At 68.2% G+C, this 19766-nt stretch carries 18 protein-coding genes; 8 read left to right on the top strand and 10 right to left on the bottom strand.

Translation table 11 applies throughout. The features are described from left to right. Positions 1 to 57 precede the first annotated feature (57 nt). From AC5Y36_RS00730 to AC5Y36_RS00720, 3 genes are all read left to right on the top strand, one after another. Positions 58 to 495 carry an SRPBCC family protein gene (locus AC5Y36_RS00730; protein ID WP_500038949.1) on the top strand — a complete coding sequence of 146 codons (438 nt, stop codon included), beginning with the start codon at positions 58 to 60 and terminating at the stop codon, positions 493 to 495. A gap of 88 nt (positions 496 to 583) precedes the next feature. Continuing rightward, the gene (locus tag AC5Y36_RS00725; RefSeq protein ID WP_500038948.1) at positions 584 to 1042 is read left to right on the top strand and encodes an SRPBCC family protein; all 459 of its coding nucleotides are present in this window, start codon (positions 584 to 586) and stop codon (positions 1040 to 1042) included. After that, positions 1042 to 1515 carry an SRPBCC family protein gene (locus tag AC5Y36_RS00720; protein WP_500038947.1) on the top strand — a complete coding sequence of 158 codons (474 nt, stop codon included), beginning with the start codon at positions 1042 to 1044 and terminating at the stop codon, positions 1513 to 1515. The genes AC5Y36_RS00725 and AC5Y36_RS00720 overlap by 1 nt, the downstream gene beginning before the upstream one ends. A gap of 4 nt (positions 1516 to 1519) precedes the next feature. Here AC5Y36_RS00720 and AC5Y36_RS00715 read toward each other — a convergent pair whose 3' ends face one another. Beyond that, the gene (locus AC5Y36_RS00715) at positions 1520 to 2692 is read right to left on the bottom strand and encodes a pyridoxal phosphate-dependent aminotransferase (RefSeq protein WP_500038946.1); all 1173 of its coding nucleotides are present in this window, start codon (positions 2690 to 2692) and stop codon (positions 1520 to 1522) included. Positions 2693 to 2875: 183 nt separating this feature from the next. Between AC5Y36_RS00715 and AC5Y36_RS00710 the strand changes: the two genes are divergently transcribed. From AC5Y36_RS00710 to AC5Y36_RS00700, 3 genes are all read left to right on the top strand, one after another. Further along, positions 2876 to 4087 carry an acetyl-CoA C-acetyltransferase gene (locus AC5Y36_RS00710; protein ID WP_500038945.1) on the top strand — a complete coding sequence of 404 codons (1212 nt, stop codon included), beginning with the start codon at positions 2876 to 2878 and terminating at the stop codon, positions 4085 to 4087. A gap of 38 nt (positions 4088 to 4125) precedes the next feature. After that, on the top strand, positions 4126 to 6261 hold the full coding sequence (locus AC5Y36_RS00705; protein ID WP_500038944.1) for a 3-hydroxyacyl-CoA dehydrogenase NAD-binding domain-containing protein: 2136 nt from the start codon (positions 4126 to 4128) through the stop codon (positions 6259 to 6261). 74 nt (positions 6262 to 6335) lie between these two features. After that, positions 6336 to 6590: a hypothetical protein gene (locus AC5Y36_RS00700; RefSeq protein ID WP_500038943.1), complete on the top strand. Its 255-nt coding sequence runs from the start codon at positions 6336 to 6338 to the stop codon at positions 6588 to 6590. A 5-nt stretch (positions 6591 to 6595) separates the two neighbouring features. On the opposite strand, the gene AC5Y36_RS00695 is transcribed toward AC5Y36_RS00700, so the two are convergent. The 6 genes from AC5Y36_RS00695 to AC5Y36_RS00670 form a co-directional block, all read right to left on the bottom strand. Next, positions 6596 to 7201, bottom strand: a complete 606-nt coding sequence (locus tag AC5Y36_RS00695; protein ID WP_500038942.1) for a class I SAM-dependent methyltransferase — start codon at positions 7199 to 7201, stop codon at positions 6596 to 6598. A 103-nt stretch (positions 7202 to 7304) separates the two neighbouring features. Then, positions 7305 to 8918 carry an FAD-binding protein gene (locus AC5Y36_RS00690; protein WP_500038941.1) on the bottom strand — a complete coding sequence of 538 codons (1614 nt, stop codon included), beginning with the start codon at positions 8916 to 8918 and terminating at the stop codon, positions 7305 to 7307. 138 nt (positions 8919 to 9056) lie between these two features. Further along, positions 9057 to 10010: an LLM class flavin-dependent oxidoreductase gene (locus tag AC5Y36_RS00685; RefSeq protein ID WP_500038940.1), complete on the bottom strand. Its 954-nt coding sequence runs from the start codon at positions 10008 to 10010 to the stop codon at positions 9057 to 9059. Between the two features lie 6 nt (positions 10011 to 10016). Next, positions 10017 to 10766, bottom strand: a complete 750-nt coding sequence (locus AC5Y36_RS00680) for an SDR family NAD(P)-dependent oxidoreductase (protein ID WP_500038939.1) — start codon at positions 10764 to 10766, stop codon at positions 10017 to 10019. A gap of 73 nt (positions 10767 to 10839) precedes the next feature. Then, positions 10840 to 12084 (bottom strand): MBL fold metallo-hydrolase, encoded by a 1245-nt coding sequence (locus AC5Y36_RS00675; protein ID WP_500038938.1) that lies wholly within the window; start codon positions 12082 to 12084, stop codon positions 10840 to 10842. Beyond that, positions 12081 to 13346: a sulfotransferase family protein gene (locus AC5Y36_RS00670; RefSeq protein WP_500038937.1), complete on the bottom strand. Its 1266-nt coding sequence runs from the start codon at positions 13344 to 13346 to the stop codon at positions 12081 to 12083. The genes AC5Y36_RS00675 and AC5Y36_RS00670 overlap by 4 nt, the downstream gene beginning before the upstream one ends. A 59-nt stretch (positions 13347 to 13405) precedes the next feature. Between AC5Y36_RS00670 and AC5Y36_RS00665 the strand changes: the two genes are divergently transcribed. Together AC5Y36_RS00665 and AC5Y36_RS00660 are read left to right on the top strand one after the other, a co-directional pair. Beyond that, positions 13406 to 14308, top strand: a complete 903-nt coding sequence (locus AC5Y36_RS00665) for a helix-turn-helix domain-containing protein (RefSeq protein ID WP_500038936.1) — start codon at positions 13406 to 13408, stop codon at positions 14306 to 14308. After that, entirely contained in the window at positions 14305 to 15315 is a 1011-nt protein-coding gene (locus AC5Y36_RS00660) for a zinc-dependent alcohol dehydrogenase (RefSeq protein ID WP_500038935.1), read from the top strand. Before AC5Y36_RS00665 ends, AC5Y36_RS00660 begins: the two co-directional genes overlap by 4 nt. A gap of 91 nt (positions 15316 to 15406) precedes the next feature. Here AC5Y36_RS00660 and AC5Y36_RS00655 read toward each other — a convergent pair whose 3' ends face one another. From AC5Y36_RS00655 to AC5Y36_RS00645, 3 genes are read right to left on the bottom strand one after another with little or no spacing between them, the layout of a single operon-like run. Next, on the bottom strand, positions 15407 to 17059 hold the full coding sequence (locus AC5Y36_RS00655) for a DNA repair helicase XPB (protein WP_500038934.1): 1653 nt from the start codon (positions 17057 to 17059) through the stop codon (positions 15407 to 15409). 40 nt (positions 17060 to 17099) lie between these two features. Then, positions 17100 to 17483, bottom strand: a complete 384-nt coding sequence (locus AC5Y36_RS00650) for a DUF1801 domain-containing protein (RefSeq protein WP_500038933.1) — start codon at positions 17481 to 17483, stop codon at positions 17100 to 17102. Positions 17484 to 17487: 4 nt separating this feature from the next. Beyond that, on the bottom strand, positions 17488 to 19746 hold the full coding sequence (locus AC5Y36_RS00645) for a helicase-associated domain-containing protein (RefSeq protein WP_500038932.1): 2259 nt from the start codon (positions 19744 to 19746) through the stop codon (positions 17488 to 17490). Positions 19747 to 19766 lie beyond the last annotated feature (20 nt).

The raw sequence follows: 19766 nt of genomic DNA, 5'->3' as shown, positions 1-19766 counted from the left end.
AGCGTGGCGCAGCGCAAATACCTGCGGGCCGGACCCCGCCTGGCTAGGGTGCCAGCCATGGCAACCAAGGATTCCCGCGAAGTGGTCATCGAAGCGAGCCCGGAGGACATCATCGACGTCATCGCCGACGTCGAGAACACCCCCAGCTGGTCGCCGCAGTACCAGAGCGCCGAGATACTCGACACCCACGACGACGGCAGGCCGCGGCGGGTGAAGATGAAGATCAAGGCTGCCGGGCTCACCGACGAGCAAATCGTCGTGTACAGCTGGACCGCGGACAGCGTGAGCTGGACGTTGGAGTCCGCGGGGCAGTTGAAGGCCCAGGATGCGAAGTACACCCTGACCCCGCAGGGTGACAAGACGAAGGTCCGCTTCGACATGGCCATCGACCCGTCGGTGCCCATCCCGGGTTTCCTGCTGAAGCGGACGATGAAGGGCGGCATGGAAACCGCCACCGACGGCCTGCGCAAACAGGTGCTCAAGGTGAAGGGCTGAGGCCCGCGCACCGGGTCGGTTCGCAACACCGGGCGGGAACCGCGAATATGCGTGGCGAAACCTGTCTGGGTCATTAGCCTGGTAGGCAGTGGCTATACGGGCATCGCGGGAGATTGTCATCGACGCGCCGCCGGAAGCGATTCTGGACGCGCTCGCCGATATCCCCACTGCGCCGTCATGGTCCTCGGTGCACCGGCGTGCCGAGATCGTCGACCGCTATCCGGACGGCCGGCCGCACCACGTGAAGGTGACGGTCAAGGTGCTCGGCCTGGTGGATCAGGAGATGCTGGAGTACCACTGGGGCCCGGACTGGGTGTGCTGGGACGCCGACAAGACCTTCCACCAGCACGGACAGCACGCCGAGTACACGCTGCGACCCGAGGGGGTCGACACCACCCGGGTCCGGTTCTCCATCACGCTGGAACCCTCGGCGCCGCTGCCGGCGTTCCTGCTGGAGCGAGGACGCAAGAAGGTGCTCACGTCAGCGACGGAGGGGTTGCGGCGGCGCGTCATGGCCGCGCTGGGCGCCGAGCGGATGGGGTCGTAATGGCGGTACGGGTATCGCGGGAGATCGTCATCGACGCACCGATGGCCACCATCCTGGACAAGCTGGCCGACGTCAGCGCGTTGGCGTCGTGGTCTTCGGTGCACAAGCGGATCGAAGTGTTGGACAGTTACGCCGACGGCCGCCCGCATCATGTGAAGGCCACCATCAAGGTGCTCGGCCTGGTCGACAACGAGATCCTGGAATACCACTGGGGCCCGGACTGGATGTGCTGGGACGCCCAGGCGACCTTCCAGCAGCGCGGGCAGCACGTCGAGTACAACCTCAAACCCGAGGGTGTCGACAAGACCCGGGTGCGCTTCGACATCACCGTCGAACCGGCGGGTCCCATCCCGGAGTTCATCGTCAAGCGGGCCAGCATGATCGTGCTGGAGTCGGCGACCAACGGTCTGCGCGAGGCGGTCATGGGCGCCTCAGACAGCGCAGACGACTCGGACTCCGATCAGCCGCACTAGCCGGTCACCGTAGTGCGCCCAACCGACGGATCGCTTCCTCAAGGGTGTCGTCGCGCTTGCAGAAGGTGAACCGCACCAGGTGATTCCACAGCTCGGCGTGCGGGGCCTTCGGGTCGCAGAACGCCGACATCGGGATGGCGGCGACGCCGACCCGGTGCGGCAGCTGCGCGCAGAACTCCGCGCTGTCCGGGTAGCCGAGCGGCCGCGGGTCGGCGCAGACGAAATAGGTGCCGAAACTGTCGTGCACCCCGAACCCGATCTCCCGCAGTGCTGCCGACAGCCGGTCGCGGCGTGCCTGCAACGACGTGCGCAGCCCGGCCACCCAGGCGTCCTGGGTATCCAGCGCCAACGCCACCGCCGGTTGGAACGGGGCGCCGCCGACGTAGCTCAGATACTGCTTGGCCGCCCGCACCCCGGCGATCAGCTCGGCGGGCCCGCACGCCCAGCCGATCTTCCAGCCGGTGCAGTTGAACATCTTGGCGGCACTGGAGATGGTGACGGTCCGCTCGGCCATCCCGGGGTAGCTCGCCAGCGGCCGGTGGTGATGACCGTGATCGGGGTACACCAACTGTTCGTAGACCTCGTCGGTGATCACCAGCAGGTCGGCCTCGACAGCGATGTGCGCGATCGACGCGAGTTCGGCATCGGTGAGCACCATGCCGGTCGGGTTGTGCGGTGAGTTGACGATCAGCGCCCGCGTCCGCGGGGACACCGCGCGGCGTAGCGCATCGGCGTCGAGGGCGAACCCGGCGCCGTCTGGCACCAACGGCACCGCGACCCGCCGGGCACCCGCCATCGCCACCACCGGGGAATACGAGTCGTAGAACGGCTCGATCAACAGCACCTCGGAGCCGGGCTCGACCAGGCCGAGCACGGCCGCGGCGATCGCCTCGGTGGCGCCGACGGTGATCAGCACCTCGGTATCCGGGTCGTAGTCGATGCCGTAATGGCGGCGGCGCTGGGCGGCCACCGCCTGGCGCAACGCCGGTATCCCGGGTCCCGGCGGGTACTGGTTGACGCCGTCGGCGATGGCGTCGCGGGCCGCGGCCAGCATCGCCGGCGGCCCGTCCTCATCGGGAAAGCCCTGCCCGAGGTTGACCGCTCCGATGCGGGCGGACAGCGCCGACATCTCGGCGAACACCGTGGTGGCATAGGGCCGCAGTCGCGACACGGTCATAGCCGTCGAGCCTAGAACGTGTCCAGCGTGAAGCCAGCTTCACGCTCGGCGGGCGTGGGGCGATTCGGGCCTGCCATCGCCGTCCCAACCAACAGGTTGGCCGGGTGCACTGTTAGGGTGGTCGCCAGGGGATTACTCTCCCATCTGACGGGACCGCCTGCCGATACTGAAGAGGAACGAGCCATGTCCGAAGAAGCCTTCATCTACGAGGCCATCCGCACCCCGCGCGGCAAGCAGCGCAACGGATCATTGAACGAGGTCCAGCCGCTCAATCTGGTTGTGGGCCTGATCGAGGAACTGCGTCGCCGATCTCCCGATCTGGACGAAACCCTGATCAGCGACGTCATCCTCGGCGTGGTCGGGCCGGTCGGTGACCAGGGCGCCGACATCGCCCGCACCGCGGTGCTGGCCGCCGGCATGCCGGAGACCACCGGCGGCGTGCAGCTCAACCGGTTCTGCGCCTCCGGCCTGGAGGCCGTCAACATGGCCGCCCAGAAGGTGCGCTCGGGCTGGGACGACCTGGTGCTGGCCGGCGGGGTCGAGTCGATGAGCCGGGTGCCGATGGGCTCCGACGGCGGCGCGATGTTCTCCGACGTCGCCTTTGTCTACGACAACTACATCGCACCCCAGGGCATCGGCGCCGACCTGATCGCCACCATCGAGGGGTTCTCCCGCGACGACGTCGACGCCTACGCGCTGCGCAGCCAGCAGAAGGCCGCCGCCGCCTGGTCGGGCGGCTACTTCGCCAAGTCGGTGATCCCGGTGCGCGACCAGAACGGCCTGCTGATCCTCGACCACGACGAGCACATGCGCCCCGACACCACCGCCGAAGGCCTGGGCAAGCTGAAGACCGCGTTCGACGGCATCGGCGAGATGGGTGGCTTCGACGATGTGGCGCTGCAGAAGTACCACTGGGTCGAGAAGATCAACCACGTCCACACCGGCGGCAACAGCTCCGGCATCGTCGACGGCGCCGCACTGCTGCTGATCGGCACCGAGAAGGCCGGCGCCTCGCAGGGGCTGACGCCGCGGGCCCGCGTCGTCGCGACCGCCACCAGCGGTACCGACGCGACGATCATGCTCACCGGGCCGACCCCGGCCACCCGCAAGGTGCTGGATCGCGCCGGACTCACCGTCGACGACATCGACCTGTTCGAGCTCAACGAGGCGTTCGCGTCGGTGGTGCTGAAGTTCCAGAAGGACCTGAACATCCCGGACGAGAAGCTCAACGTCAACGGTGGCGCGATCGCGATGGGCCACCCGCTGGGCGCGACCGGCGCCATGATCACCGGCACCATGGTCGACGAACTCGAGCGCCGCGGCGCCCGCCGCGCGCTGATCACGCTGTGCATCGGCGGCGGCATGGGCGTGGCCACCATCATCGAGCGGGTCTAGCGCGAGTCCTCGACTCCCGGAAGGAAAGCGAACAAGTCATGGCAGAGAACACCATCAACTGGGACCAGGACGCTGACGGCATCGTCACGCTGACCCTCGACGACCCGACCGGGTCGGCCAACGTGATGAACGAGCACTACAGCGAGTCCATGCACAAGGCGGTAGAACGCCTTGTCGCGGAGAAGGATTCGATCACCGGTGTCGTCATCACCAGCGCGAAGAAGACCTTCTTCGCCGGCGGCGACCTCAAGGCGATGATCAACCTGGGTCCGGAGAACGCCGGTGAGGCCTTCGACCAGGTCGAGTACATCAAGAAAGACCTGCGTGCCCTGGAGACGTTGGGCAAGCCGGTCGTCGCCGCCATCAACGGCGCCGCACTCGGTGGCGGTCTGGAGATCGCGCTGGCCTGTCATCACCGCATCGCCGCCGACGTCAAGGGCAGTGTGCTCGGTCTGCCCGAGGTCACCCTGGGCCTGCTGCCCGGCGGCGGCGGGGTCACCCGCACGGTGCGCATGCTGGGCATCCAGAACGCGTTCATGAGCGTGCTGTCCCAGGGCACCCGGTTCAAGCCGGGCAAGGCCAAGGAGATCGGTCTGGTCGACGAGGTACTTGGCACCGTCGAGGAACTGGTGCCCGCCGCGAAGGCCTGGATTAAGGCCAACCCGGACTCGCACACCCAGCCGTGGGATGCCAAGGGCTACAAGATGCCCGGCGGCAGCCCCAGCAGCCCGGCGCTGGCGGCGATCCTGCCGTCGTTCCCGGCCTTGCTGCGCAAGCAGCTCAAGGGTGCGCCGATGCCGGCGCCGCGGGCCATCCTGGCCGCGGCGGTCGAGGGCGCGCAGGTGGACTTCGACACCGCCAGCCGCATCGAGAGCCGGTACTTCACCTCGCTGGTCACCGGCCACGTCGCCAAGAACATGATCCAGGCGTTCTTCTTCGACCTGCAGCACATCAACGGCGGCGGCAGCCGTCCCGAGGGCATCGCCAAGACCCCGATCAAGAAGATCGGTGTGCTCGGCGCCGGCATGATGGGCGCCGGAATCGCCTATGTGTCAGCCAAGGCCGGCTACGACGTGGTGCTCAAGGACGTGTCGGCGGAGGCCGCGCAGAAGGGCAAGGGCTACTCGGAGAAGCTGGAAGCCAAGGCGCTGTCCCGGGGCAAGACCACCGAGGAGCGCTCCAAGGCGCTGCTGGACCGGATCACCCCGACCGGCGACCCCGCCGATCTGGCCGGTGTCGACTTCGTGATCGAGGCGGTGTTCGAGAACCAGGACCTCAAGCACAAGGTGTTCCAGGAGATCGAGGACGTCGTCGAGCCCGACGCGCTGCTGGGGTCGAACACCTCGACCCTGCCGATCACCGGTCTGGCGACCGGGGTCAAGCGGCAGGAGGACTTCGTCGGGATCCACTTCTTCTCGCCGGTCGACAAGATGCCGCTGGTGGAGATCATCAGGGGCGAGAAGACTTCCGATGAGGCCCTGGCCCGGGTGTTCGACTACACGCTGGCGATCGGCAAGACCCCGATCGTGGTCAACGACAGCCGCGGCTTCTACACCTCCCGCGTCATCGGCACCTTCATCAACGAGGCGATCGCCATGCTCGGTGAGGGCGTCGAGCCGGCCAGCATCGAGCGGGCGGGCAGCCAGGCAGGCTACCCGGCACCGCCGCTGCAGCTGTCCGACGAGCTCAACATGGAGCTGATGGCCAAGATCGCCGCCGCGACACGTAAGGCGGTAGAAGATGTGGATGCCGTCTACACGCCTCACCCGGCCGAAGCCGTGGTGGACAAGATGATCGAGCTGGGCCGCCCGTCGCGGTTGTCCGGCAAGGGATTCTACGAGTACTCCGACGGCAAGCGGACCGCGCTGTGGCCCGGGCTGCGGGAGACGTTCAACTCCGGCTCGTCGGAGCAGCCGCTGCAGGACATGATCGACCGGATGCTGTTCGCCGAGGCGCTGGAGACCCAGAAGTGCCTCGACGAGGGCGTGCTGACGTCGACCGCCGACGCCAACATCGGCGCCATCATGGGCATCGGCTTCCCGCCGTGGACCGGTGGCACCGCGCAGTACATCGTCGGCTACCCGGGCGGCAAGGACGGGTTCGTGGCGCGCGCCCGCGAGCTGGCCGCCAAGTACGGCGACCGGTTCAACCCGCCGGAGTCGCTCACCTCCTAGCGCGAAAAGACGCAAAAGTGCCCCAAATCGGCTACTTTGGGGCACTTTTGCGCCTGCTCGCCCGAGGGTTCGACGTGCTGCGGCGCGTGTTGAACCACCGGGTCAGCGTCGCGGCACTCATCGAGATCGCGCTGTGGCTGGCCGTGCCCTACCTCACCCTGGGGCTGGCGTGGTCCTTCTTCCATCCCGACGTCGTGCAGCGCGTGCAAACCCAACTGCAGCAGCAGTTGCACATCCCGGAGGGCAGCGACTACGAGGTGGCGGTCGGCGGGGCGATCCTGCTGTGGCCGATGGTGCTACTGCTGCCCACCGATACCTGTAAGCGCTGATTCGTTCAGGACCGGCGCACGAGCAGGTAGTGGTGCATGGGGTGATCACCGTTGGCGGGCCGATAGTCGGGCTCGTGTCCGGTGGAAACCAACTCCCACTCCGAAGCGAAGCGGCGTTCGATCTCGACTTGGTCGATTCCACGCACGCCATACGAGCCGCCGGGGACGAATCCGATGATCAGCAGCCGCGCATTCGGTGCTGACACCGCGGTGATCTCGCGGACGTAGGCTGCCCGGTCATGTCCGTTCATGCCGTGCAGACAACCGCTGTCCACGATCAGGGTGAAGCCTCCGCCTACGCCCGCTGCACCGAGTCGGGTGACATCGGCGTGCACGTAGTTGATCGCAACGTTGTTGGCGGTGGCCTTGACCCGAGCCTGCTCCAGTGCCCTGGGCGTAAAGTCCACGCCCGTGACCTGCCACCCCTGCTGTGCGAGGTAGACGGCATTGTCGCCGGTACCGCACCCGATGTCCAAAGCCGCCCCGGGTGGTAGCGGCAGTGAACCGTTGCCCTCGAACAGGTTCCGCAGGCCGCGGGCCAGCGGATGGCCATCCCATGGCGTCAAACCGAGCCGATACATTGCGCGGAACAGCAGGCGCTTCGCCCCCATGACGTCAGACTAACGCATACGGTTGACGGATCCCGGCGGCGAGCAGACGCAAAGATGCTCCAAAACGGTTGATTTAGGGCATGTTTGCGACTGTTCGCCGAGGTTACTGCGGCGGATGCTGGGCGGCGGCCGTTCCGGCGCGCCGGCCGGCGAACACGCAGTCGGCGATCGAGAGCCCGCTGACATAGGACTGTGAGCACACGCCGACGGCGGTGCGGCCCGCGCTGTACAGGCCGGGAATCGGTTCGCCTGCCGCGGTGAGGACGGCGCCGGTGTCCTCGCACACCTTGACCCCGCCGAGGGTGAGCATCGGGGTCGGGTAGAGCACGTTGGGCCGGACCGAGATGTTCATCAGGGTGAACGGCCCCTGGTCGATGCGGCGACAGAAGTCGGCGGGCTTGCCGACGGGATCCGTTGCGCCGGCGTCGATCGCGTCGTTGTGCGCAGCCACCGTGGTGGCAAGGCCGTCGGCGTCGACGCCGGCCTTGCGGGCCGCCTCGGACAGCGAGGCGCCCCGCGCCGAGCTGGCGAACATCAGCATCGCGGCCTGCGCCTGCTGGAACCACAGCGGCTGGGTGACCAACTGCCTTTTGGCCTCCGCCATCAGTTTCGCGTCGGCGAGCATCCACGCCTTGCCGCCATGCTCCTTCACCATCGCCCGCCCGAGGGCCGCACCGTAGCGGCTCTCGTCGATGATCCGTCGGCCCTGCTCGTCGACGACGATCGAGGAGATGAATGCGCTGGGCGGCGTGATGAACCGCCACACCGACACATTGTCCATGTGGTCGGTGACCGCGCCGGCGCTCTGGGCCAGCGCGATGCCGCTGCCGTCGTCGCCGCTGGTGCCCAGCGGCAGGCCATGCACGAACTCCGGTGCATACCGTTCCCGCCACCCGTGGTTGGCGATGAAACCGCCGGCGCAGATGATCACCGCACGTCGCGCCACGATCCGGATCGGCTGTGCGTAGCGGCGCTCCAGCTTCTTCAGCCGACGCTCCATGGCACTGCGCAACGGCGGGTAGTACACGCCGGGTTTGGATGACAGCGCGGCCATCGCCGTGTAACGGCGCCGGATGCGTTGCGGCGCATCGCTCATGCTCAACGCCTCCACCCCGGTCACCCGGCCGGTGGGATCGTGGAGCAGCTGGGTGACGCGGGTGTGCGGACGGAAGTCCACGCCGAGGCGCTGCGCCGCCGCGGCCAGCGGCCGGTAGAGCTTCTTGCCCGACGTGCCACGACCCTTGAACCGGTGGCCGCGCTGTACCGGTGGTGTCTTCGCGCGGAACGCACCGGCGTTCTCGCTGCCGGAGTGATACAGGTAGTACCGGTTGTTCGGAAACGACGTCTTGTACGGACACACCGACGCGTCGAACGGCACTCCATGCCCCTGCAGCCAGTCGACGGTCTCCGAGCTGGTCCGCACGAACCGCTCCAGGGTCGACGGGCTTACGGCGTCTCCGACCTCCAGGCGAAGGTAGTCCAGCATCTGCTCGGGGGTGTCGTGGATACCGGCTTGACGCTGCACCGACGTCCCGCCGCCGGCGTAGAAGATTCCGCCGGAGATCGCGGTGGCACCCCCGCCGTTGGCCCGGTCCAGTGCGATGACCTGCGCGCCCTGCTCGCGGGCGGTGATCGCGGCGCTGGTGCCGGCGGCGCCGAACCCGACGATGACGACATCGGTGGTCACGGTGCGCGGTGTCGATGATGTGTGAGACATGAGGTGCCATCCCCTGATCGGTTGAACTCAGCGGCTATAATGTAACAGCTTCTAGTTCGATATCAGCGGCGATGAACGGCGGAAATGTCAGTACGATCGGCATAATAAGAACACGTTCTACTGCGCCGGCGGAGGCAATCAGTCCAGCGCGGGCAGTACCTGATCGGTGAGCAGTTGCACCGACTTCCAGGCCTCCTCGACCGGCATGGCGCCGACCAGCGGGTGCATCACCAGCGGGCCGTAGTGATCATCGGCGCGGATCTCGGCAATCAGCTGTTCGGGTGTCACGAACCGGTAGCGTCCCGACGCCCGTACCTCAGAGAGTCTCTGAACCCCGGGCAGATGCATCAGTGAGCGTTGGTCGCTCGACCACCCGCCATAGGTGATCGCTTCCCAGAGGATGTGGTCGCCGAGCTCGGCCCAGGCGCGCTCCGGATCCTCGTGCAGGAAAACCATTCCCCGACCCGCCGCGGGCATCAGGATCAGCGGCGGGATGCCGGCCGCAGCGCACAGCTCGCGGTAGTAGGCGGCGATATCGGGCAGGTGGTCGGCCAGGCTCAAAGGCAGCCCGAACCGCGCCGCCCGGCGTGCGGTGGGCCGGGACCCGCCACCGACATACAGCGGCGGGTGTGGCCGCGTCCAGGTACCCGAGCAGGCATCTCCCGACCAGGACGACAGCATGCTCTCGATGGTGCGGTCCATGAGTTCCCCGCGCCGGCTGAAATCGACTCCCAGGGCCTCATATTCACTCCGGCGGTAGCCCAGGCCGACCGTGGTGTGCAGCCGGCCCCGGCTCAGGTTGTCCACCAGCGCGATGTCTTCAGCCAGCCGCACCGGATTCCACAGCGGCCCCAGCGCACAGTCCACGCTGGCGATCAGCGTGGAGGTTCGGGCCAGGAACATGGCCGCCGCCATGATCGGGTTGGGGCTCCAGCCATGCCCGGTGACGTGGTGCTCGTCGATGCTCACCGAGGTGATGCCCCGCGATTCCCCCCACTGTGCCAGCTCCAGCGCCGCGGCCAACAGCCGACTCTGGGTGCGTGGCTCTCCTTGCGGGGACGCGAAATTGAAGCGCAGTACGGTCAGCAACATGGCGGCTCAGACACAGTCCGACGCGCCGTCGACGACGAACACCGCGCCGGTGGTGTAGCTGCTGTGTTCGGTGCACAGGAACGCGATCGTGTGCGCGATCTCCTCGACGGACCCGAATCGTCCCAGCGGGATGTGCGCCACCTCGGCGTCGAGTAGTTGCGGGGCGAACTGCATGGGAGCCGTCATCGGGGTGTCGATGGCGCCCGGGGCGACCGCGTTGACCCGGATCCCGTCGGCCGCCCATTTGACGGCCAGATTTCGGGTGACACAGATGACACCGGCTTTCGCGGCGCCGTACCCGGGTACCAGGGGAACCGCGCGCAGCGCCGACATCGAGGCCAGATTGACCACGCTGGCGCCGCCGGTCGCGGTCGAGGCCGTCAGGGCGGAATGCAGGCCGATCGACAAGCGATAGGGACCCGTCAGATTCAGTGCCACCGACGCGTCGAACCCGTCCGGCTTCGACTCATCAAGCCCGCCCGGGAAATTCGCGCCCGCATTGTTGATCAGCACATCGAGGCGGGTGAAACGCTGCACCAACGTATCCACCTGGTCGTTGTCGGTTATCTGCAGTCGCTGATAGCTCATGCCGGCCAGGTCCGTGTCGTATTCCGACGGATCGGCCCGGGTGCCGGTGACGGTGACATCCGCCCCGGCGTCGCGCAGCAACGTCGCAGTGGCGTAGCCGATCCCGCTGGTGCCGCCGGTGACCAACGCAACGGTCCCGGTGAAGTCGAAACTGATCCGGGCGGTCATCGTTGCACCGCCTCTCCCCCGCAAGCGGGAGGTGCCCCCACCTCGTCGCTGCGTTCTGCATCGTCGGCGGTGGTCATGAATACCTCGCTATCTGTTGGCGCAACCAGGCGGATTCCCAGAAGTTCACACTGGCGGACAGCAGGTGCTCGTGAGCGTGCTTGAGCACCTCGCGTGCCGCTGGGTTGTCCGGACCGACCAACTCGGCAAGGTGCAGGGCCTGCACGGGACGATCGGCCGCCAGATGTGCGCGGGCGCTATCCAGCAGGGCGTCGGCGCCGGCCAGGTCCACCACATCGGCTGCGACGGAGTCGAATCCGACCGGATACAACTCGGTGCTCGAGCGATGATGAAACCAGCCCGAGTAGTTCTCCCAGATGGCGCGCACGTCCCAGCTGACTTTTCCGTATCCCTGACCGACCTCGTATTCGTCGGGCAGGGTGATCTCGCGCATCAGGGTGTAGACGTCCTTGCCGGCGTTCATCCCCGCGACGGTCTGATCGTGAACGTGTCGGACCGCGTCCCGCAGCCGGCTCAGTTCGGCATCGATGCGGTCGCGCCCGGTGATCGGCTCGAAGTGGCCGGTCACCAGCAGCTCGGGCCGCAGTTCACGCACCCGCTCGATCGACTCGATGACCGTCAGGGCGTCGCGGTAGCGATCGCCGCGCATCGTGACGAGGTTGGGGATGTGCCCGAATAGGGCGCCGAACGTATTACCGGACAGGCAGATCCGTTCCTCCGGCAGCCACACCACCAGCGAGTCGGTGGTCTCGCCGCCCGGCACCGAGATCAGCTCCAGCCGCCGTCGCCCCACCTCGAGTGGCAGCGTGTCCCGGAAGTCCAGGTCCACGGCGGGCACGCTTTGGCCGGGCAGCCGGGTGCGGCCCAGTCGTTGTTGAATCGCGCCGATCCCGGCCGTCAGGGTGTCCGCGAACGCGAACGCGCTGCGGCTGGCCCGATAGGGGATGAGCCGATCGTTGTCGTCGCGCCACCTCGTCCAATCCGACTGTGCAACAACGGTGGTGCCGGGATCGCGCAGGCTGTCGATGCCGCCGACATGATCGACGTGGCCCTGGGTGATGATGATGTAGCGCACCGGCGAGGAGTCGACGGCGTCGAAGTTGGCGCGGTGCACCGGCCCTTCGAAACCCATTCCGGTGTTGACGATCACCCGGCCCGCGTCGGTGGTGAGCAGATAGGCGTTCGACAGGCCCGGTGAGCACCACAGCCCCGGCGCGATCTGCTCGGCCGCGTCGGCGGACGCCGGGCGGATCGCGTCGGCTCCTGGTCTGCTGCGGTAGACCGGCTCGGCGTCCGTCATGCTGCATCCTCCGGTCGGACGTCGAACCTGTCGAAGTAGAACCGGAACCGGTCGCGCAGGTCGTCGGGCGAGACGTCGAAGTTGCGGGCAAGGTCGTAGCGCAGCCGGCCGTGCCTGCCCCGGGGGTTGGTGTCCAGGTAGCTCTGAAAGTGCGCGCGCACCTTCGGTGTGAGTTCGGTGCCGCTCCGGGTGTACAGCTCGTCGAGCACCGTCATCTCGTTGCCGCCCAGCTGGTGAAAGCCGATGTCGAGGCTGCGTTCGTCGGGCACGAGTTCCCGGTCGCGCACACAGGCCTGCAGCAGTCGCGCAACGCGGTCACTCCAGTAGTCGAACAGCCAGCCGGGATCGATGACGGTGCGGCGCATCCGGTCGGAGTAGGCCATCATCGTGATCGCCGACGCGATCACCGCCACCGGGTCGCGATGGGTGAAGGCGACGGTCGCATCCGGGAACGTCGCCATCAGCGGGCCGAGCTGTTCGCAGTGCTGAGGACTCTTGAGCACCCAGGTCCGCGGGCCGCGCAGGAACGTCAGCGCCTGCAGCACCCGCTTGAGGTAGCCGTAGTGGCGGGTCTGGTCGAGTCCCAGGTAGTAGTCGCGCCAGTCCGGCACCCGGGCATGCCATTCCAGCACGTAACTGGCCAGGTCGAGGTCGAGGAGCTCCACCTCCTCCTCGATCGCCTCCGGGAATCGGTCGTGCATCGCGGCCACGATCGGGGTGCTGGCCATCAAGGCGTCGTGTTCGGCCTTGGCCCGCGCGTAGCGGGGATCGACGCCGAAGATGTCGGGCCCCTGGCCGAGTGCCGGGATCGGGTCCTGGCTCTCCCAATACGGCAGCGCCCGCCGGCGGGGATCGGCGGCGACCAGGTTCACCAGGTGGGTGGTCCCCGAACGCGGCAGTCCGACGACGATGATCGGCCGCTCGATCGGGATCGATTCGATCTCGGGATAGCGCGCGATCAGATCGGTCAGTGACAGGCGATTACGCAGCAGCCGGACGATCCTTTGGCGCAACGTCATTCGGGTCAGCTGGGTCAGGCCGTCGTCGGCGTCGATGGCCGCCACGTGCGCGCGCAGCCGGTCAGCGAAGCCGTCGGTGTCGGCCAGATCATCCACGCCGGCCCGGGCGACCGCCTCGGACAGCATGGGCTCGATCGCCAGGTCGACCCGCCGGGCCTCGGTGTGCTCCAGAATCTGTCGCTGCAGCTCGGTGAGCTGCGGGGCAGCCAGGTCGTCGAACTCGATGACGTCGCCGGCGCTCATCTGGTCTCTCCCGATCCGAGGCTTGTGTGTGTCGATTATTCGACGTACCGTTCGGAAATATGACGCTGAAGGTAGACCGGCGCGACGCTGCCCGTCAAGGGGCGCGTCGGGTGCCGTCACCGCCCACCGAGCGGGTGATCGCGGTGATGCAACTGTTGGCCGCCGACCTGGACCAGACCTTCTCGCTGGCCGACATCTCCCGACGGCTCGACATCAGCCGCGCCACCGGCCACGCCATCCTCTCCACGCTGGTCGACCACCAGTGGGCGGTGCGTGACGCCGGGGGCTATTCGTGTGGGCCGGCGGTGGCAGCGCTGGCCCGGCCGGGCAATGGCCGCGCGTTTCGGCCGATCCTGGGCGAGCTGGCCCGCTCGGTCGGCGCACGCACATTTCTGGCGCGCCGCGACGCGACGTCCCTGGTGGTGGTCGACGCCGCCGGGGAGACCCTCACCGCGCCGCGGATCGGCGACGGATTCCGGATGCCGCTGGTGGCGCCGTTCGGCCGGGACTATCTGGCGTGGACCGCGCCGCAGGCGCAGCAGTCATGGCTGGACGGGCTGGGCGACCCGTCGCCCAAGCTGCGGCAGCGCCTGGAAGCGGTGCTGGTCGAAGTACGCAGACGCGGGTATGTGATCGAGCGGCTCAGCCCGGAGTATGTCCGGGTGTACTCGGCGCTGCGCGCCCTGGCGATCGACGGTGAACCCGACGCCATCACCCGGCGGCTGGCGCGGGCCTTCGCCGACTTGACCCTGGTCGACTACCTTGCCGATGAGCTCACCGAACCCGGCCCGCACCGGATCGCGACGGTGTCGGCGCCGATTCGCGACGCCGATCACCTGGTGACGATGTCGATCACCGTCGCACCGTTCGCCGACCTCAGCAGTGCCGCGGTGGCCATCCTCGGTGCCCAGGTATGCCAGGCCGCACGCCGGATCGAGGAAATGCAAGGAGTGACGCCATGAAGGTGGCTGTTGTGACCGGACCCGGCCAGACCGGTGTCATCGAAACCCCGACCCCCGAGGTCGGACCCCGCGACGTCCTGGTGAAGATCCGCGCCTGCGGCATCTGCGGCAGCGACGCCCTCTACATCGCGCTGGGTGGCCTGCCCCCGCATCAGGGCCGGATGCCGCTGGGGCACGAACCGGCCGGTGAAATCGCCGCGGTCGGTGATCAGGTCGCAGACCTGAAGGTCGGCGACCACGTCGTCGTCAACCCGATGGCATGCGCAGGCGACATCATCGGCAACGGTGGCGGTCGCGGCGCGTTGGCCGACTATCTGCTGATCCCCGACGCGGTGCGCGGCATCGACGTCGAAACCGTGCCGAAGCACATCCCGTTCGAAGTGGCCGCCCTCAACGAACCGATGGCCGTCGCCCGCCACGCCGTCAACCGGTGCCGGCCGAAACCGGGCGACAGGGTGCTGATCTTCGGTGCCGGGCCGATCGGACTCGGTGCGGTGCTGGCCTTCAAAAAATCGGGGGTGCAGCACGTCGCGGTCGCCGACATCCTCGCCGCACGGTTGGACACTGCGCTGGAGATCGGTGCGGATGCGGTGATCAACTCCGCCGAGCAGGACCTCACCCAACAGCTCATCGACCTACACGGCGCGGGCGAGGCGATGTTTCCCGGCCGCGCCGGCACCGACATCTACCTGGACGCCGCCGGTGTGCCCGCGGTGATCCAATCCGCGGCGGCACTGGCCAAAAACGGCGCCACGATCGGGGTCGTCGCCGTCCATAAGCAACCGGTGCCGGTCGACTTCCTTTCCCTGATGAGCAACGAGATCACGATCGTGGGATCGATGGGCTACCCGAGCGAAATCTTCGAGGTGACCGAGGATCTCAGCGCGCAATGGGAGAAGTACGCCCGGATCGTCAGCCACAGGGTGCCGTTCGACCGCGTCGGCGAAGCGCTGGCGACCGCGGCGACGCCGGGCGCCGCCGACAAGATCGTGGTGACCTTCGACTGAGGGCGCCGACGCCACACTCGCCGAGACTGCACACAGGTACACACCTACTCGTACTTTTCGTCCCACGATGCAATCTCGCGGCACAAGGGCGCTAGACCGCCGGGCCGAGCAGATCGTCGGCGTCGCGGATGATGTAGCCGTAGCCCTGCTCGGCCAGGAATCGCTGCCGATGCGCGGCGTACTCGGCGTCCAGGCTGTCGCGGGACACCACCGAGTAGAAGGTGGCACCGCCGCCGTCGGCTTTGGGCCGCAGCAACCGGCCGAGGCGCTGAGCCTCTTCCTGGCGTGACCCGAACGTCCCGGAAACCTGTACCGCCACCGCGGCTTCGGGAAGATCGATGGAGAAATTGGCCACCTTGGACACCACCAGGGTGGATACCTCGCCGCGCCGGAAGGCGTCGAAGAGTGCTTCGCGTTCGGCGTTCTTGGTCGAACCCTGGATCACCGGGGCATCCAGTTGCTCACCCAACTCCTCGAGCTGGTCCAGATACGCGCCGATCACCAGCGTCTGCTCGCCGGGGTGCTGTTTCAGGATCGACTTCACCACAGCGATTTTGGTGTGCACCGTCGAACACAGCCGGTAACGCTCCTCGGGTTCGGCGGTGGCGTAGAGCATCCGTTCGTTGTCGGTCATCGTGACCCGCACCTCGACGCATTCGGCCGGCGCGATCCAGCCCTGGGCCTCGATGTCCTTCCACGGCGCGTCATACCGCTTCGGTCCGATCAGACTGAACACGTCACCTTCGCGGCCGTCTTCGCGGATCAGCGTCGCGGTCAGGCCCAGCCGTCGCCGCGACTGCAGATCGGCCGTCATCCGGAACACCGGGGCCGGCAGCAGGTGCACCTCGTCGTAGATGATCAGCCCCCAGTCGCGGCTGTCGAACAGCTCCAGGTGCCGGTATTCACCTTTGGTGCGACGGGTGATCACCTGGTAGGTCGCGATGGTGACGGGCCGGACCTCCTTGCGCTCACCGGAGTACTCACCGATCTCGTTCTCGGTGAGCGAGGTGCGGGCGATCAGCTCACGTTTCCACTGCCGGCCGGCGACGGTGTTGGTGACCAGGATCAGCGTGGTGGCGCCGGCCTTGGCCATCGCAGCCGCGCCGACCAGCGTCTTGCCGGCACCGCAGGGCAGCACCACCACACCCGAGCCGCCCGACCAGAACGAGTCGGTCGCCATCTGCTGGTAGTCGCGCAGCTGCCAGCCGTCCTGGCGCAGGCTGATCGGGTGCGCCTCACCGTCGACGTAGCCGGCGAGATCCTCGGCGGGCCAGCCGATCTTGAGCAACATCTGCTTGACCCGACCGCGCTCGCTGGGATGAACGACGACGGTGTCCTCGTCGAGGCGGGCGCCGAGCATCGGCGCGATCTTCTTGTTCCGCAGCACCTCTTCGAGCACCGCGCGGTCCAGGCTGACCAGGGTCAGCCCGTGAGCGGGACTCTTGACCAGCTGCAGTCGTCCGTAGCGGGCCATGGTGTCGACGATGTCGACCAGCAGGGGTTGCGGCACCGCGTAGCGCGAGAAGCTGACCAGCGCGTCGACCACCTGCTCGGCGTCGTGTCCGGCCGCGCGGGCGTTCCACAACGCCAGCGGGGTGATCCGGTAGGTGTGAATGTGCTCGGGTGCGCGTTCCAACTCGGCGAAGGGTGCGATGGCGGCCCGGGCTGCTCCCGCCTGCTCATGCTCGACTTCCAGCAGCAGCGTCTTGTCGGACTGCACGATCAACGGGCCATCGGTGCTCATGGCGTCCATTATCCGGACCTCGCCGACACCGGCATCCCGCCTACGACGCGTTGAGCGCGGCGGCAGCGTTGATCAGTCGCATGAAGGCCGGCGCGTCGATGGTGTCACCCTGCGCCAGGTCGATGCCGCGCCGGACCTTCCCGTCGAGGCTGGCATTGAACAGCCGGTCGGGATCTTGCAACGCGGCGCCCCGAGCGAAGGTGAGTTTGACCTTGTTGCGGTAGACCTCGCCGGTGCAGATGATGCCCCGGTGGCTCCACACCGGGACACCGAGGGGATTCGACGGCTTCTGCCATTTGATCTCTTCGATCACCTCGGGCTCGGCCTCGTTGATCAGGGCGCGGATGCGGGCCAGCAGCTCGCCGCGCCAGTCGCCGAGTCTGTCGATGATTTGGTCGATGACCCGTTCGGGGCTGTCGGACATGACGTCATTCTCCCAGGTCCGGGGCAGCCACCACCGATGTCACCCGGTGGACGGTGAACTCCCGCAGCCGCCCCGACGCCGAGTCGAAGGCCACCAGCTGCCCACCGTGCACGGTGATCGGGGAGACCACCCGCTGGGTGGCCACCCCGGCGGCGTCGACGTAGCCGATCATCACCGTGAGCTGCTGATCGGCGGCGTGCTGCAGCAGCATTCGCGCCGTTGCCGGTTCGACGCGGGCGTCGTCGAACGGCAGCGTGGTCACCTTGCGCAACACCGCGACCAGCGCGGCGAGGTTGGCGTTGCCGGGCTGCGGGGCCGAGCGATACGGCCGACGCTGTTGCGGGACGGGAACCCGAGCACCGCCGGAGCGCAGGTCCACGATCGTCCCGGAGGCGTCTTCGGCGGCCGGGGCGAAGCCGGCGTCGCGCAGCACCGCCAGCAGGTCGGCGATCGGCGCCTGTGACACCGCCACCGTCGGCGCCAACACGCGCAGTCCCAGCCTTTCGGCTGCGGGAACCGCGACCGCCTGGGCTAGCAGCGTCGCATCTTCGCAGCGCACGAACGAGGCCGCGATACCGATTCGTAGTTGTCCGTGCCGGCGGGCGACATCGTCGATCAGATAGCTGAGGCCCTGCGGCACCGGAGTTTTGGAGTACTTGGCGAAGAACGCGTGCAGGCCGGCGGCGGTCCGCCCGATGTCCAGCGCGTGTCGGATGGTCTGCTCGCTGACCCGGTAAACCATTGCGGCGCCCGCCGACTCGACGGCGGCGACGGTGGACAGTTCGGCGGCCAGGTCACGTTCCAGTGGCCCGGGCACCACCACGGTCAAGTCTGCCTGGACCAGGAAGTGATCAAGCGGCGCCGGCAGCGCGCGGGCCATTGCTTCGGCGACGACGCTGTCGGCAGACCCGTCCAGCAGCACCCGGCCGGGGCTGCTGATGGCGCCGCGGCCCACCAAGCCAAGTGCATGCGCCTCCTCTAGCAGGTCCGCCACCGGCCCCTGCTGCAGCCGGGTGGACCAGCGCGGCCGGCGCCACACCAGCGCCGCCGAGGCCGACGCGGCGTCGACGGCGGCGCCCGGCGGCAAGCCGGCCAGCATACCCAACAGCAGCCGACGATCCAGCGGTGCCGCCGTGGAGTACAGCGAATGCGACAGGGCGCCATAGGGTTTGGCGTCGGGTCCGCGGGTGCCGATCAGGCTGGGCCGGGCCGGCAACTCCAGCCAGGTATCGGCCAACAGCTGCCAGCGCTGGGCGGGAAGTGTCTCCGTGAACCGGTCGGCGGCCACCGTCGGCGCCCAGAACGGACCGTCACCCTCGGGCGGTTCGGGGTCGGGGGTACCGGCGGCGATCAGCCCGGCGGCCGCGGCGAGCTGCAGGATCAGCCCCAGCCTCGGCTCGGTGATGCCGGTCGCCTTGGCCAGCCGTTTGACTTCGCGGACGCCGAGGCCGCCGCTGCGCAGCTCGGCGACCGGGGCATCACCCAGCGCATCGAGCAGCACCTCGAGTTCGCGGAGCAGGTCGATGACCGCCCCGGCCGCCGCGGCGTCGGCATCGCGGGCGGTGGTGGTCGCCACCACCGGATCGGGTGCCGTCAGCTGGGTGGGGCCGGGGTTCTCGCCGCGCAGCACCTGCCCGACCTGCCGCGGCAGGATCACCGTCTCGTCGTCGATCTGGCGCAGCAGCCCAGCCGCCAGCAGCCGTGGCACCGGATGGTCTGCCGGGGCGCCCGGGCCCGCGTCACGGGTGCGGCCCAGCGGCGAGGTGCGCACCAGCCGGTCCAGCAACTCCGATTGTGCGTCGTCGAGGCCGTCGATCAGCTCGGCGATCTGCTCGCCGGTGCGTGACGTGTCCTCCACCGTCACCTGGCCCGGGTGCCAGGGCAGCGCGGCACCGGCGTCGCCGGCGACCCGGACCTCGGACTCGCCCCAGACCAGTGCGCGCTTGGCCAGGTCGTCCAGGGCAGCCAGCACATCGGCCTCGGGTGCGCGGGTGCCGATCAGCGCGACCAGCTTGGTGACCGGCACCGGGGCGGCCTCGGCCCGCAGCACCAGCAGGGCGTCGAGCACCGCCAGCCGCAGGAAATCCAGGTCGTCGGCGGCCGCCTTGATCGACTGGCGGGCCTGCGCGCGCGCCGCGAGCGCCGCGATACTGCCCGGTGGCGGTTGCGCGAGGTCCGGGCGCAGCTCCAGCAACCGGATCAGGCGCTCGTCGGGCAGCTCTGCCAGCCAGGAGCCCAGCGGGGTGCCCTTGCGATTGGTCATCGCTGACCAGGGTAAAGCAG

It is taken from the genome of Mycobacterium sp. NGS50 (assembly GCF_059812545.1).
The sequence above is the reverse complement of the archived record's forward strand: the minus strand, read 5'-3'. Positions and strand labels throughout refer to the sequence as shown.

Excerpts from the sequence above, each read along its gene's own strand:
- AC5Y36_RS00710 (WP_500038945.1), top strand. The coding sequence starts at position 2,876 with ATGTCCGAAGAAGCCTTCATCTACGAGGCCATCCGCACCCCGCGCGGC.
- AC5Y36_RS00695 (WP_500038942.1), bottom strand. The coding sequence starts at position 7,201 with ATGGGGGCGAAGCGCCTGCTGTTCCGCGCAATGTATCGGCTCGGTTTG.
- AC5Y36_RS00730 (WP_500038949.1), top strand. The coding sequence starts at position 58 with ATGGCAACCAAGGATTCCCGCGAAGTGGTCATCGAAGCGAGCCCGGAG.
- AC5Y36_RS00720 (WP_500038947.1), top strand. The coding sequence starts at position 1,042 with ATGGCGGTACGGGTATCGCGGGAGATCGTCATCGACGCACCGATGGCC.
- AC5Y36_RS00680 (WP_500038939.1), bottom strand. The coding sequence starts at position 10,766 with ATGACCGCCCGGATCAGTTTCGACTTCACCGGGACCGTTGCGTTGGTC.
- AC5Y36_RS00705 (WP_500038944.1), top strand. The coding sequence starts at position 4,126 with ATGGCAGAGAACACCATCAACTGGGACCAGGACGCTGACGGCATCGTC.
- AC5Y36_RS00685 (WP_500038940.1), bottom strand. The coding sequence starts at position 10,010 with ATGTTGCTGACCGTACTGCGCTTCAATTTCGCGTCCCCGCAAGGAGAG.
- AC5Y36_RS00690 (WP_500038941.1), bottom strand. The coding sequence starts at position 8,918 with ATGTCTCACACATCATCGACACCGCGCACCGTGACCACCGATGTCGTC.
- AC5Y36_RS00715 (WP_500038946.1), bottom strand. The coding sequence starts at position 2,692 with ATGACCGTGTCGCGACTGCGGCCCTATGCCACCACGGTGTTCGCCGAG.
- AC5Y36_RS00655 (WP_500038934.1), bottom strand. The coding sequence starts at position 17,059 with ATGAGCACCGATGGCCCGTTGATCGTGCAGTCCGACAAGACGCTGCTG.
- AC5Y36_RS00660 (WP_500038935.1), top strand. The coding sequence starts at position 14,305 with ATGAAGGTGGCTGTTGTGACCGGACCCGGCCAGACCGGTGTCATCGAA.
- AC5Y36_RS00645 (WP_500038932.1), bottom strand. The coding sequence starts at position 19,746 with ATGACCAATCGCAAGGGCACCCCGCTGGGCTCCTGGCTGGCAGAGCTG.
- AC5Y36_RS00670 (WP_500038937.1), bottom strand. The coding sequence starts at position 13,346 with ATGAGCGCCGGCGACGTCATCGAGTTCGACGACCTGGCTGCCCCGCAG.
- AC5Y36_RS00675 (WP_500038938.1), bottom strand. The coding sequence starts at position 12,084 with ATGACGGACGCCGAGCCGGTCTACCGCAGCAGACCAGGAGCCGACGCG.
- AC5Y36_RS00665 (WP_500038936.1), top strand. The coding sequence starts at position 13,406 with ATGACGCTGAAGGTAGACCGGCGCGACGCTGCCCGTCAAGGGGCGCGT.
- AC5Y36_RS00650 (WP_500038933.1), bottom strand. The coding sequence starts at position 17,483 with ATGTCCGACAGCCCCGAACGGGTCATCGACCAAATCATCGACAGACTC.